Below are 12,346 nucleotides of genomic sequence, written 5' to 3'. Positions count from 1 at the left end.
TACGGTGGCTGGACCGCTAGAGCAGTTTGAAATCAAGCCCTTGGCCGAACTTTCGGTTGCCGGCATTGATATTTCCTTCACCAACTCCGCACTTTGGATGGTGATCGCAGCCGTTCTCGTAACGGGATTCATGACGCTTTCGATGCGTCGCGGCGCACTTGTTCCGGGCCGTTGGCAGGGATCTGCCGAGGTGATGTATGAATTCGTCGCCAATATGCTCAAGGACAACGTAGGAAGCGCTGGTCGCAAATATTTCCCGTTTGTCTTTACGCTATTTATGTTTGTTCTGTTCGGGAACCTGCTTGGCATGATCCCGCACAGCTTTACCTTTACGAGCCACATCGCTGTTACTTTTGCTATGGCTCTGGTGATCTTCCTCGGTGTGACGGTCATCGGCTTCATGCGTCATGGCACGCATTACCTTCGGATGTTCTTCCCTGAAGGTGCGCCGATTGCGACCGCGATCATTCTGATCCCGATCGAAATCATTTCCTATTTCTCTCGTCCGTTCAGCTTGGCGATCCGACTGTTTGCGAACATGACCGTCGGCCACATCATGCTGAAAGTTATCGGTGGGTTCGTCGGCCTGATTGGCATTCTTGGCGTGCTTCCGTTTGCTTTGCTGACGGGGATTACTGTTCTGGAGTTCGGCATTGCTGCGCTTCAGGCTTATGTCTACACAATTCTCACCTGCATCTATCTCCATGATGCAATCCACATGCACTAATGTGTGTGGTTTGGTGTGATCTCTTCTGATTGCCTTTAAGAAATTCGAAAGGGTGAAGTTATGGAACTCGATGCTGCTAAGATGATCGGTGCTGGCCTGGCTGCTATTGGCATGATTGGTGCCGGTATCGGTGTTGGTAACATCTGGTCGAGCCTGATTGCGACTGTTGGCCGTAACCCGGCTGCAAAAGGCGACGTTGAACTGTATGGCTGGATCGGCTTTGCTGTTACCGAAGCTATTGCACTGTTCGCACTCGTCGTTGCGCTGATCGTTCTGTTCGGCTAATCGGCGCCTTTTGCGCGAATACACGGCCCGGCGAGGCACTCCCTCGCCGGCGTCGTTGAATTCGGGAGTAGGCTATGCCGCAGTTTGATATTGCGACGTTCTCGGAACAGATCTTCTGGCTGTTCGTTATTTTCGCCATCTTGTATTTCCTGATGTCGAGAATTGCGCTGCCTAAGGTTGGTGAAGTTCTTGAACGCCGTCAAAAAACCATCGAAGACAACCTTGGCAAGGCTCGGGCGTTGAAGGACGAAACCGATGCCGCCATCGCGAAATACGAGGCTGCTCTGGCAGAAGCTCGTGAAGCCGCTCAGGCCGACATTCGCGAAGCATCGGAAAAGGCTGCTGCAGAGCAAGCCAAGAAAACCGAAGCTATGGTCAAGAAGCTGTCTAAAAAGACATCTGATGCCGAGAAGGCAATTGCGGACGCCAAAGCGGATGCAATGACGGGTGTTGCAGAAGCAGCATCGGAAATTGCCCGTGAAGCAACCGACAAACTTATCGGTGTCAAGGTTCAGGCCAAAACTGCCGACAAGGCTGTTTCGGCAATCGTAGGAGAGTAAGACAATGGCAACCCAAGAGGTTACTTTCCTTACCGATCCATACACCTGGACCACGCTTTCTTTCGTGCTGGTCGTCGGTTTTGGCGGTTTCAAAGCCGTCAAAGGAATCTCTGCTGCACTTGATAAACGTGCACAGAAGATTTCTGACGAACTGGACGAAGCACAGCGTCTTCGCGAAGAAGCCCAGGAGCTTCTGGCCAATTATCAGGCCAAACAGCGTGAAGCGCTTAAGGAAGCTGACGAAATCCGTGCGCATGCCAAGGTGGAAGCCGACCGTATGCTCGAGAACGCCCAGGCGGAACTGAAAGCGGCGCTCAAACGTCGTGAACAGCAAGCTCTGGACCGTATCTCCAACCTCGAAAGCCAGGCTATTGCCGAAGTTCGTGCACATGTTGCCGAAATCGCAGCCAAGGCCACCATGGCCCTTGTCAGTGACAAGGTTTCTGGTGCAAAGGCAGACGAGTTGGTTGATAGCGCGATCGCGGAACTCAAAGGTCGTCTGAACTGATTTTTCCGGTTTCCGGAAACTGAAAACCCCGCAGCGATGCTGCGGGGTTTTTTATTGTTCGACAGTCCGGCTGAGGATCAGGACAAATGTTAGCGGCCATGCGGTTCATCAAGGTCCAGGACCGGGCCCAATGGCACCACGCCGGACGGATTGATCGTCGGGTGGCTTTCGTAATAGTGGCCCTTGATATGGTTCATAAAGACCGTCTCTTTGATCCCCGGGTGCTGATACAGATCGCGGGTATAAGCCCAAAGATTGGGATATTCGTTCAGCTTGCGCAGGTTGCATTTGAAATGGCCGTGATAGACCGGATCAAAGCGCAACAAGGTCGTGAACAGGCGCCAGTCAGCTTCGGTAAGCTGGTTGCCAACAAGGTAGCGTTGCTTTGAAAGGCATTCTTCAAGCCAGTCCAGCGCATCAAAAAGCGTGGTGACGGCTTCTTCATAGGCGGATTGCGTGGTGGCAAAGCCGGACTTGTAAACGCCGTTATTCACATCGTGATAAACCCGCTCGTTCACTTCATCGATTTCGGTCCGCAAATCTTCGGGATAGAAATCAACCTCTGTTGCGCCAAGATCGTCAAACGCGCTGTTCAGCATGCGGATGATTTCAGCCGACTCATTGCTGACCAGCTTGTTGGTCTTCTTGTCCCAAAGCACCGGCACGGTGACGCGACCAGTGTAATCAGACATCGCATCGGTATAGACCTGATGCATGAAGTCACGGTCTTCGAGATGGTCGGGAAGGCCCGCATCGCGATCAAACTTCCAGCCGTTCTCGCCCATGTGCCAGTGCACGACCGATACACTGATCATGTCTTCCAGTCCTTTAAGGGCACGGAAGATCAGCGTGCGATGTGCCCAGGGACAGGCGTAGGATACATACAGGTGGTAGCGGCCCTTTTCGGCCGGGAACTCGGCATTCTGATCGGCAGACACCCAGTTGCGAAAAGCTGAATCCTGGCGTTTGAATTTTCCGCCGTTGCTTTTGGTGTCATACCATTTGTCGTGCCAGACTCCGTCGACAAGTAATCCCATGTCCGTTTCCCAAATTTTGTTAATCGGTTCTGGCAGGCATTCTGCCGCGGTTAAGCTTTATTGTGCTTATTTGCGCGTTGAAGACAATCCGTTGATGTGACATTAATTTGTTTCGAATCGCGCAACAGTACCCCGCTCAGGAGCCGCATAATGCTGATCGGAAATCTTGACGGCATGACCGTCTTTGCCCGTGTCGTCGAGGAACGCAGTTTTTCCGGCGCGGCGCGCAAGCTTGGCATGTCCAAATCCGCGGTCAGCAAACATGTAACCAAGCTTGAAGACAATCTTGGCATCCGGCTTCTGAACCGCACCACGCGGCGTCTTAGCCTGACAGATGCCGGGTCGACCTTCTATCAGCACTGCGCGCGTGTGGTTGAAGAAATTGAAACAGCCGAACATGCCCTGACGGATTTGCGTGGAACGCCGCGCGGCACATTGCGTATTTCAGCCCCCCTGACCTTTGGGCAGATGTATCTGCCGCAACTGGTGACAGAGTTCATGGATAAGTATCCCGGGCTGCATGTCGATATCCATCTGGCGGACCATATGGTCGATCTGGTGGCCGAGGGGATTGATATGGCGATCCGCATCACCCGGCTTAAGGATTCAAGCCTGATTGCCCGCAAACTGGCCGACTTCACCGGACATGTCGTGGCATCACCGGGGTATCTGGAACAGTATGGCGAACCCAAAACGCCACAGGAACTGGCCGAGCATCGAACGATTTCCTACACCAACGTGCCAAGCCCCAATATCTGGGACTTTGACGGACCTGATGGGCAGGTCTCAGTCCGGGTTAATCCGGTGATGTCATGCAACAATGGTGAATTCACCTCCGTCGCGGCCATTCGCGGCCTTGGCATTGCCCGTGAACCGGAATTCATCGTTGCAGAGGCGCTGAGCGAAGGGCGTCTTGTCCGCATCCTTCATGATTACGATCCGCTCAGCAGTGGTGGTATTTATGCGGTCTATCCTGAACGCCGCCACCTGCCCAGCAAGGTGCGTGTCTTCATCGATTTTCTGGTCGAAAAATTCAAAGGCGGATTGTGCAACTTCCATCAGGAAGCCTGTGCGGAATACCATGAAGGGCGCGGTCGTCAAAGACCACGGCCCTAATCACTTGCTTTCGACCCGCCAGCCCAACAAACAGATCGCCCCGATCAAAAGCGCGACAAACGGGATCGGCAGCAAGTTTGTAATGCCGCCAATCACGGTCTTGAAACTGTTGGTCTGAAGGAACCCGGCCCAGTTGCTGCCATGCCAGATACGGTCATCGGGCACACGGCGGAAATCGGGCAACCCATCTTCGATCCGGCCGATATAACCATCATTTTCTGCCACCAGCCCAGCCAAAAGATCCGGGGTGGAGTTGGTATTTCGGGTTTCGGCGGTCAGGACATCACGGTCGACATGCAACGCGGTTTGGCTGCGATCATCCTGATCACGCACCCGAACCCGGATCAGACCGCGGGTCTCAATCGGAACAGTCGCCTGCCAGGATTGATCGGGCAGTTGTTCAAACGGCGCATTGATCTGTTCACCGGTTTCCGGATTGATCACGCTGGCTGCTTCGGGGGCTGCGCCGATCTTGCGCCAATTGAGGATCAAGCTTTCGCCATCCGGGCTGCGTTCGGTCAGGACGGTGTTTTCATCAAGGGCAGGTTCCTTCATCAGCCAGTGTGACAAGCGCCGCAGCAATTCTGCCACAGGGCCACCGCCATCATGGCCACGCTGCCAAAGCCACATCTGATCGGAACTCAGCATTGCCACACGCCCTTCCTCGACCCGCTGCATGGTCAAAAGGGGCAGGTCATCGACACCGGTCAAAAGCGTCATGGCATCGGGATCAGAAATACGCGTTTCGATCTGACGATACCATTGGCCCCATTTCGGGGGCGTGTTGGGGGATCCGGCAATGGCGGTTGTAACCGGGTGCAGGCGGCCAGCCTGATTAACACGCGGGACAAAGGCCTGTTCGATAACCCGGCCGGTCGGAGTGGCAGGCATCAGATCATCCAATGCCGTGCTGGCAAGCCCGTCCGGCCCGACATATTCCGGCCCGGCGACGACCAGTGCCGCGCCACCCCATTTGACGAAATCAACCACCTTTTCAAGATAGTGCGGCGGCAAGACGCCGCGCATCTGATAGCGGTCAAAAATGATCAGATCAAATTGACGCAGGCGGACTTCAAACAGGTCACGGATCGGAAACGGGATCAGCGCCAGTTCATTGATCGGTGTGTCGTCACCCTTTTCTGGCGGGCGCAAAATCGTGAAATGCACAAGGTCCACCCCCGGATCAGCCCGCAAAAGGTTACGCCAGGCACGCTCGCCCGGGTGGGGTTCGCCAGACAACAACAACACGCGTAACCGATCACGCACGCCGGTGGTTTCAAGGATCAGACGGTTGTTGGACTTGTCGGTTTCTTCCTCAAGCGTATCCATGCGCAATTCGGCAAGAACCGATCCGGCATGCGGCACCGGGATGGTGACCCGGCGTTGTTCGTTGGCGGGCAGGGCAATTTCGCGTTCCGTACCGTCTTCAAGCAGCATCCGAACCGGGATCGCCGTGCCAGGGGGCAATTGCGGATCGACCGCCTCGATCATGAATTCGGCATCCTTGCCAACAATGCCGTAATCGGCACTTTGGCGAATGACCAACCGGCGATCACGTTCATCGCGCCCGCCACTGATCAAAACATGCAAGGGCGCGTTCAGATCAAGGCTGCTTGGCACGTCATGAACCTGCCCATCGGTAATCATCATGACCCCACCCAGCCGTTCGCGTGGCAACCCGCCCAGCAACCGGTCAAGGACGGCAAACATGCGGGTATCGGTATCGCCCGGAACATCTTCAAATCGCAGTTCGACAGACGGATCATCAGCAAAGCGATCTTTCAGCTCGGCAATTGCCGCATCGGTTTGTTCTGCGCGGTTGCTGATATTCTGACTCGCCGACCTGTCGACCAGCACCAGAATAATATCGCTGAGCTTTTCGCTTTCGCGGTCGGTAAATTGCGGTGCCAGAAGGGCCAAAAGAACCAGTACCATCACCACCCCGCGCCAGACCGTACCACGCAGCCGGAAGATGGTGAACACAATGACCGCGGCCAAACACAGAATGGCCAACCCTTGCAGGATGGTGATGTCGAGAAGCGGGGAAATCTGAAGGTTCTGCCATCCCTGGTTCATCGGCCCAACCTTTCCAGAATGGCCGGAATATGCACCTGATCGCCCTTGTAACTCCCCGTCAGGGCATACATCACCAGATTAACACCAAACCGATAGGCCATTTCGCGCTGCCGGGGGGATATGTCTTCGCTGCGCAGTTCATCGCGGCCTTCGGGAATGATCCAGGCCGATGCCCAGTCATTGCCCCCAAACAGAACCGATGCGACCCCATCCAGGCGTTGACTGGGGCGGGCATCAAGCCATAGCGGTTCGGAAAACCGGCCAAAGGCATGATCAAGCAGATAGAAACTGCGAAACAGGATGTGATCACTTGGCGCACGATCCAAAAGCGGGACTTCCAACCCGGCCAAAAGACGCCGCAAGCGCGCCGGTTGGACTTCGCGGTCCCGGCTGTCGATCAGGATCATGCCACCATTATTCAGATAACGGTTCAGTCGTTCCTGTGCGCGTTCGGAAAACGGCTCCTGCCCGTCAACCAGCGGCCAATAGATCAGCGGATAGAAACTAAGCTCGTCGGTTTCCGGATTAACGCCATCGACGGTATTCAGATCCGCCGCACTACGCCGACGCAGGATTTCGGTCAGGCCGGTCATCCCGGCACGGCTCAGGCGATCTACCGGGGCATTGCCGGTCTCAAGATACGCCAGACGTGGTTGCAGGGCTGCTTCGGGCAGTGTTGCCGCGATGGATGCTGCGGGCATCATCATGCTGGCGGAGGCCGCACCCGTCAGGACGGCGGCCAGCAAAAGCGATGTCAGGGCATTGCTGCGTCGACTGCGCCGCAGGGACACGTTGTTCAGCACCAGCAAAATCGCGGCATCAAACAAGATCAGGATAAAGGCAGCCAGAAGGCAAAGGGCGGCAAGGTCAACCTGGCTTTGATCGGTGATTTCGCGTGCGCTGATGCCCGATGGCCAGACCACATCGCGTCCGATATCGGAAAGTGACGGGCCAAGGTTAAGCGCGACCGCCTGTCCGTTTTCACCGTAAATGCCCGGCGGATGGCGCGGGTTGGGTGCCGGAAGCGGGGTTTGAACCGGCAGGATCAAGGCATCTGGCTGATGCGGTCGGCCAAAGCCGTCCAGAATGGTCTGGGCAGGCAGGCTGCTTTGCAGTTCGGCATCGCTGCGATTGCTCGGACTGGCAAGGGGAAGAAGCCGCTGCCACAGCTCGACAAACAGGCCCGACATCGGAAGGTTCGACCAATCTGCCCAAGGCGTCACATGGAAAAGCACAATACGCCCGGCATTACGCGGTGTGCTGGTGATCAGGGGCGTCCCATCGGTCAGACGTGCCCAAGTCTTGTTGACAATGTCGGGGTCGGGTTCGGCCAGCAATTGTCGGGTGACCGTGATGTCGTCAGGCACTTCGACCCCTTGGAACGGGCTGTTATCCGGAAAGTCGAGCAACCTTTTGGGCTTTTCCCAAGACATTGACCCACCAAAGTCCCGGTTGCCCAGTCTGAGTGTGACGGGCAGGAATTCGTTGCCGATCTGCGATGAACTGTCGCCCGCAAACCGCACCAGCATGCCGCCTTCATTGACCCAGCGTTCCAGCGCGTCAAACTGGCTGCCCAGACCTGAAATCGGACCAGCGGAGACCAGAACATCGACCTTGTCTTCAAGCAACGTTCCAAGCGGCGCATAGGTCACATCGGCATAGGGCGAAAGCGCCCGATCAAGGAAGAAATACTGATCAGACAAAACCCCTGGACCATCGCCGGAACTGACCACGACGCCAACCCGGCGTTGTTGCCAGCGCGCACCGGTCTGAAATACCGATGCGGCACTTTCCATCCCCTCAATGCCAACGGATTGAATGGCATTGGAAATGTCGCGCGGCAACAGAATGGCGACATCGCTTAGATCGCTGTCCGGCGTGATTTCCACCGTGTGACGCAGGATCACATTGCCGCGTTCGCCGCGGGCCAGAAGATTAATCTCGCGCGGTTGGTCATCGCGATTATGGGCCAATGTTGCCAACATGCGGGTACCTGACCGGCTAAGCGACCGGATCGCGATACGGTCGGTGATGGTTGGTGAAATCGTTGTGATTGGCGCGATATCAAGCAGTTCGGATGCGATTTTGGCCTTGCCGGGGCTGTCCATCTCGCTGGTTAGCCACAAGATGCTGCCGACAGCCCGGTTCATTTCCGGGCGTTCGGAAATCAAATCCGAAAGGGCGGCATAATCCGATGGCCAAGGACGTGGCTGCAAGCGATCAAACAGGTTTTTGGTATCGTTGGGCGATACCGGCCCGACAATGTCTGGAAGTTTCCATGTGGTCGCACCTGCGGCCTCGGGCGCGGTTTGGGCAATATAGACCGTTTGCAACTCGAACCGGGCCTGATTGGCGATCTGTTGCAATGCCGTGCGGTATTGCCGCCAGTTTGCTGCACTGTCCCAGCCATTATCGGCAATAATCAAAATCGCGCCATCGTTGGCGGCAAAATCATTGCGGTTCATCACCGGGCGGGCAGCGGCAATGATCAGAAGCGTCAGGATCAAACAGCGCAGAATGGTTTGCCAGATCGGCGAACGCTGAATATCGCGGCGTTTGCTTTTAAGGCCGCGCAAAATGCGCGCAGCCGGGAAGATAACGGTCTTGGGTGACCGTGGTGCCGATCTGATCAAAAGCCAGACAATCGGCAATGCCAGCAACCCGGCCAGCATCGCAGGATACAGGAATGTGATGGCCGACAGGCTCATGACATCTCCTGCGTGTTATGGCGATGCAGGTTAGGACGACCGCGCCCGTTCGATCCGCTTTGATTTTGCCGTTCGCTCAGATGCTGATACAGGGCCAGCAATGTCGGGCTGGCACTTTCGGATGTGACATGGCGGTCATAAAGCCAGTCATTCTGGCGCGCGGCATCGCGGACCAGTGCCCGCCATTTCTGTGCACGAAGTTTATAGCCCTCCGTGAGGTCTTCGAACTTTTCGCTGCGAAAGATCATCTGATCATCGGTATCAAACAGATCAACCCGCCCCTGAAACGGTGGGGCGATTTCCGCAGGATCAAGAATTTGCACCAGCGCACCGTCATTTTGATACTGGCCCAAACGCCGTACCGTGCGTGCCGATTGCTCGCTTTGATCCGAAAATTCAAGGAAGTCGCCAAGGATCAGCACCGAATGTTTGCGGCCGGGGTGAATGTTTGTCGCCTGGCCTGCGATGCTTTGCGGACTTGCCAGCATCGCGTGACCCAGTTTTTCAAGATGCTCTGCCGATGTGATGCGCGTACGTTCGCCATCAAAGGTGCCAACGGTTTCGCCGTTGCGGATCAAAAGGTCGGCCAACGCGACGGAAATGATCAGGGTGCGTTCGGCCTTTGACGGCAGCTTGTCACTTGATGCCCAATAGGTCGACGGCGAAAGTACCGGCCAGATCCAGTAATTATGGCTGGCCTGCCATTCTGTCTGGCGGATGAAGGTATGTTCGCTGCGCGCAGACCGCCGCCAGTCAATCTGGTTGGTTGGATCTCCGGGGACATAGGGGCGGAATTGCCAGAAATCACTGCCCGGTCCGACCTTGCGATTGCCATGCAGGCCGCTGCGCAGACTGACGGCCGTTCGGCGTGACTCATCAATCAGCTGTGGCAGTTTCGCCGCAAGGGCGCGGGCGGCGGCAACATGATCCTGCACGGGGGCGGTGACCAATTAGTTTTTCTCCTGCAGGTGGGCAAGCGCATCGGTAATCAGCCCCTTGGCGGTAAAGCCTTCGGCGCGTGCGCCGTAGGTCAGGCCAAAACGATGACGCAAAACAGGAACAGCAAGTTCTTCGATATCCTCGATCGATGGGGCAAAGCGCCCAAACAGCATCGCGCGTGCCCGACAAGCCAGTGACAAGGCCTGTGCCGCACGTGTACCGGGGCCCCAGGCGACGTTTTCACGAATATCGGCAAGCGATGTGCTTTCCGGGCGGCATTCGCGACACAGGGCAATGATGGTATCAAGAACGCGGTCCGGCATTGGCAGGCGGCGGACAAAGTCCTGTGCCTCAACCAGATCATCGGTTTGAAGAACCTGTCGTGGGCGGGCCGGATACCGGCCGGTGGTCTCGGTTACGATCTTGCGTTCTTCATCGGCATCGGGATATCCGAGCCGGACTTCAAGCAGGAAACGGTCAAGCTGTGCTTCGGGTAGGGGATAGGTGCCTTCCTGCTCCAACGGGTTCTGGGTCGCCAGAACATGGAACGGTTCGGGCAGTTTGTGGCTGTAACCGGCAACCGAAACCTCGCGTTCCTGCATCGCCTGCAACAGGGCGGACTGGGTGCGCGGGCTGGCACGGTTGATTTCATCAGCCAAAAGCAACTGGCAGAATACCGGTCCCTTGATAAAGCGAAACGCGCGTTTGCCGTCCGCCCCTTCTTCAAGAACTTCGGAACCCAGAATATCGGCAGGCATAAGATCGGGTGTGAACTGAACACGCTTGTCAAGCAGGCCAAGAACCTTGCCCAGCGTGTGCGCCAGAAGCGACTTGCCAAGGCCCGGCGCACCGACCATCAGCACATGTCCACCGGATAAAATGCCGATAAGTGTTTGCTCTACGGCATCATTCTGCCCAAATATAATACTGGAAATCATTTTGCGGGCTTCGGCCAACCGTGCGACACACTCGTCTAGACGGGCTGCATCGCGTTCAAGACTGCTTTCCTGGGAGAAACCCATTTCTTCGGGGAATTGTGGCGCGTTTGTCATGGCGGTTGACTGTGCTTCCTATGTTGCAGTGCAGGCGTTGGCAGGCCAGAGAACGCAGATGAAATCGCATAAGCATAACGGGAAAACGTCTGGTTCAGGATCAACTCTACAGCATGAATGAAAACCAAAAAACCATCGATCTCGCCGAGAAGTTGTGGACGCGCTTGCGCGGGCAGAAGCCCGACACCGGGCGGCACCCACAAATCTGTGGCGATATCCCTATGTCTATAGGTCGGGATGGAACCTGGTTCTATCAAGGTGGTCCGATTGGCCGAATTGAGCTGGTTAAGCTTTTTTCTTCCGTGTTGCAGCGTGATGAGGAAGGCGGGCACTGGTTGGTGACCCCGGCCGAGATGGCCCGGATCGAGGTCGAGGACGTCGCCTTTATCGCAGTTGAAATGCAAAACGAAGGCGAAGGCAAAGATCAGAACATCCGTTTTCGGACCAATATCGACCAGTGGGTGGAACTTGATGATGATCATCCCCTGCGCGTCGAACACGACCCCGAAACCGATGAACCATCGCCTTATGTCGGGTTGGAGCGCGGCCTTGAAGCGCGCCTGAACCGGGCGGTGTTCTATCAATTGGTCGAATTGGCCGAAGAAATTAGTGACCCTGACCACAACATGATACGTATCGGTGTTTACAGTCATGGGAAGTTTTTTGAGATCGGTCGGATGGAGGCCACGGAATGACACCCGATGACATCGTTGCCGCCTTGCGCGCGCCAGCTGGCGATGTTTTGCAGCGCCGTGGCGACCATGCGGTGGACTTTCCGGGTTCGAAATCGCGCGCACGGGCATTTGCTGACGGGGAACTGATTTCGCGTCCGGCAGCCGTTCTGGTGCCGCTGGTCAAACGCGATGCGGGTTTGCATGTGATCCTGACAAGGCGTACTGATCACCTCAGCGACCATGCAGGTCAGATTAGTTTTCCCGGCGGGCGGCAGGAAGAATTCGATGCGACCCTTGAAGAAACCGCGCTCCGCGAGACGGAGGAAGAAATTGGTCTTGCCCGCCGTCACATCGATCTGGTGGGTCGGATTGATGATTATTACACCGTGACCGGCTATCAGGTGACCCCGGTTGTCGGTCTGATTACACCGCCATTTGATCTTAAGCCCGATGACCACGAAGTGGCCGAAGTGTTTGAAGTGCCGCTCAGTTTCATTCTTGATCCACGAAATCAGAAACTGCAAACCGTAACGTTCGAGGGCACCCGCAGGCGGTATTTTGCGATTCCGTATCGCGAATATTACATTTGGGGCGCGACCGCTGGGATGCTGGTCAACTTCTCTGAAGTCATCCGGGCCAATGCGCCATCGCTTAACCGTTAATC

At 56.0% G+C, this 12,346-nt stretch carries 12 protein-coding genes; 7 read left to right on the top strand and 5 right to left on the bottom strand.

Annotation, left to right across the window (positions count from 1 at the left end):
- Positions 1–4 precede the first annotated feature (4 nt).
- The 4 genes from DY252_RS19465 (at position 5) to DY252_RS19450 (ending at position 2,080) form a co-directional block, all read left to right on the top strand.
- Complete coding sequence (locus tag DY252_RS19465) at positions 5–727, top strand: F0F1 ATP synthase subunit A (RefSeq protein ID WP_008889876.1); 723 nt, start codon at positions 5–7, stop codon at positions 725–727.
- A gap of 60 nt (positions 728–787) precedes the next feature.
- Complete coding sequence (locus DY252_RS19460; RefSeq protein ID WP_007089066.1) at positions 788–1,012, top strand: ATP synthase subunit C family protein; 225 nt, start codon at positions 788–790, stop codon at positions 1,010–1,012.
- Positions 1,013–1,086: 74 nt separating this feature from the next.
- A complete protein-coding gene (locus DY252_RS19455; protein ID WP_008889877.1) occupies positions 1,087–1,572 on the top strand; it encodes a F0F1 ATP synthase subunit B family protein in 486 nt (161 codons plus the stop codon).
- 4 nt (positions 1,573–1,576) lie between these two features.
- Positions 1,577–2,080: a F0F1 ATP synthase subunit B family protein gene (locus DY252_RS19450; protein ID WP_064781144.1), complete on the top strand. Its 504-nt coding sequence runs from the start codon at positions 1,577–1,579 to the stop codon at positions 2,078–2,080.
- An 89-nt stretch (positions 2,081–2,169) separates the two neighbouring features.
- Here DY252_RS19450 and DY252_RS19445 read toward each other — a convergent pair whose 3' ends face one another.
- The gene (locus tag DY252_RS19445; RefSeq protein WP_064788798.1) at positions 2,170–3,117 is read right to left on the bottom strand and encodes a glutathione S-transferase family protein; all 948 of its coding nucleotides are present in this window, start codon (positions 3,115–3,117) and stop codon (positions 2,170–2,172) included.
- Between the two features lie 150 nt (positions 3,118–3,267).
- Here DY252_RS19445 and DY252_RS19440 point away from each other — a divergent pair, with 150 nt between their 5' ends.
- Complete coding sequence (locus DY252_RS19440; RefSeq protein ID WP_064788799.1) at positions 3,268–4,233, top strand: LysR family transcriptional regulator; 966 nt, start codon at positions 3,268–3,270, stop codon at positions 4,231–4,233.
- On the opposite strand, the gene DY252_RS19435 is transcribed toward DY252_RS19440, so the two are convergent.
- From DY252_RS19435 to DY252_RS19420, 4 genes are read right to left on the bottom strand one after another with little or no spacing between them, the layout of a single operon-like run.
- Positions 4,234–6,309, bottom strand: a complete 2,076-nt coding sequence (locus DY252_RS19435) for a hypothetical protein (RefSeq protein ID WP_064788800.1) — start codon at positions 6,307–6,309, stop codon at positions 4,234–4,236.
- Positions 6,306–9,017 carry a DUF4159 domain-containing protein gene (locus DY252_RS19430; RefSeq protein WP_064788801.1) on the bottom strand — a complete coding sequence of 904 codons (2,712 nt, stop codon included), beginning with the start codon at positions 9,015–9,017 and terminating at the stop codon, positions 6,306–6,308. Before DY252_RS19430 ends, DY252_RS19435 begins: the two co-directional genes overlap by 4 nt.
- Positions 9,014–9,967: a DUF58 domain-containing protein gene (locus DY252_RS19425; protein ID WP_064788802.1), complete on the bottom strand. Its 954-nt coding sequence runs from the start codon at positions 9,965–9,967 to the stop codon at positions 9,014–9,016. The genes DY252_RS19430 and DY252_RS19425 overlap by 4 nt, the downstream gene beginning before the upstream one ends.
- A complete protein-coding gene (locus DY252_RS19420) occupies positions 9,968–11,008 on the bottom strand; it encodes an AAA family ATPase (RefSeq protein ID WP_063089141.1) in 1,041 nt (346 codons plus the stop codon).
- Between the two features lie 113 nt (positions 11,009–11,121).
- Between DY252_RS19420 and DY252_RS19415 the strand changes: the two genes are divergently transcribed.
- A complete protein-coding gene (locus tag DY252_RS19415) occupies positions 11,122–11,703 on the top strand; it encodes a DUF1285 domain-containing protein (RefSeq protein ID WP_063089140.1) in 582 nt (193 codons plus the stop codon).
- On the top strand, positions 11,700–12,344 hold the full coding sequence (locus tag DY252_RS19410) for a CoA pyrophosphatase (RefSeq protein ID WP_064788803.1): 645 nt from the start codon (positions 11,700–11,702) through the stop codon (positions 12,342–12,344). Before DY252_RS19415 ends, DY252_RS19410 begins: the two co-directional genes overlap by 4 nt.
- Positions 12,345–12,346 lie beyond the last annotated feature (2 nt).

Source organism: Thalassospira indica, assembly GCF_003403095.1.
Taxonomy (GTDB): domain Bacteria; phylum Pseudomonadota; class Alphaproteobacteria; order Rhodospirillales; family Thalassospiraceae; genus Thalassospira; species Thalassospira indica.
Note: the sequence above shows the minus strand (reverse complement) of the source record. Positions and strands in the feature narration are given on the sequence as shown.

Coding starts and splice junctions, on each gene's coding strand:
- DY252_RS19460 (WP_007089066.1), top strand. CDS start 788: ATGGAACTCGATGCTGCTAAGATGATCGGTGCTGGCCTGGCTGCTATT.
- DY252_RS19455 (WP_008889877.1), top strand. CDS start 1,087: ATGCCGCAGTTTGATATTGCGACGTTCTCGGAACAGATCTTCTGGCTG.
- DY252_RS19450 (WP_064781144.1), top strand. CDS start 1,577: ATGGCAACCCAAGAGGTTACTTTCCTTACCGATCCATACACCTGGACC.
- DY252_RS19445 (WP_064788798.1), bottom strand. CDS start 3,117: ATGGGATTACTTGTCGACGGAGTCTGGCACGACAAATGGTATGACACC.
- DY252_RS19440 (WP_064788799.1), top strand. CDS start 3,268: ATGCTGATCGGAAATCTTGACGGCATGACCGTCTTTGCCCGTGTCGTC.
- DY252_RS19435 (WP_064788800.1), bottom strand. CDS start 6,309: ATGAACCAGGGATGGCAGAACCTTCAGATTTCCCCGCTTCTCGACATC.
- DY252_RS19430 (WP_064788801.1), bottom strand. CDS start 9,017: ATGAGCCTGTCGGCCATCACATTCCTGTATCCTGCGATGCTGGCCGGG.
- DY252_RS19420 (WP_063089141.1), bottom strand. CDS start 11,008: ATGACAAACGCGCCACAATTCCCCGAAGAAATGGGTTTCTCCCAGGAA.
- DY252_RS19415 (WP_063089140.1), top strand. CDS start 11,122: ATGAATGAAAACCAAAAAACCATCGATCTCGCCGAGAAGTTGTGGACG.
- DY252_RS19410 (WP_064788803.1), top strand. CDS start 11,700: ATGACACCCGATGACATCGTTGCCGCCTTGCGCGCGCCAGCTGGCGAT.